The sequence below is a fragment of the Roseibium sp. AWQ4_290 genome (assembly GCF_056160985.1).
Genome location: NZ_JBSWYG010000076.1, coordinates 1 through 317, shown reverse-complemented (window position 1 = coordinate 317; position 317 = coordinate 1). Strand labels below are relative to the sequence as shown.

The following is a 317-nucleotide window of genomic DNA, read 5'->3' as shown; positions in this document are numbered from 1 at the left end:
TTCAGCCGGATCGTCAGGCGTGATGTCCAGGTCCTTCAGCATGGCTGCATTTATACCGGACGCAGCCAGAAGCAGAAAGGAAAACAGATATAAATATCTGTAATTACGCCGTTATCCGCTCGTCATCCACTTGTCAGGGGCGTCCAGGTGCGGACGGGCATGCGCCAATCAATCCCCTCAAGCAACATCGACAGCTGCGCCGCCGTGACGCTGACTTTGCCAGCCTTCGCACCCGGCCAGACAAACCGGCCCTTCTCCAGGCGTTTGGAAAACAGACAAGCCCCCTGACTGTCCCACCAGATGATCTTCAAGAGATC

1 protein-coding gene is annotated in these 317 nt (G+C 55.8%); it reads right to left on the bottom strand.

Features of this window, described 5'->3' with window-relative positions:
* Nucleotides 1–122: 122 nt before the first annotated feature.
* On the bottom strand, nt 123–317 hold a 195-nt coding region (gene tnpB / locus ACXAH0_RS25200), incomplete at its 5' end, for an IS66 family insertion sequence element accessory protein TnpB (RefSeq protein ID WP_475196055.1).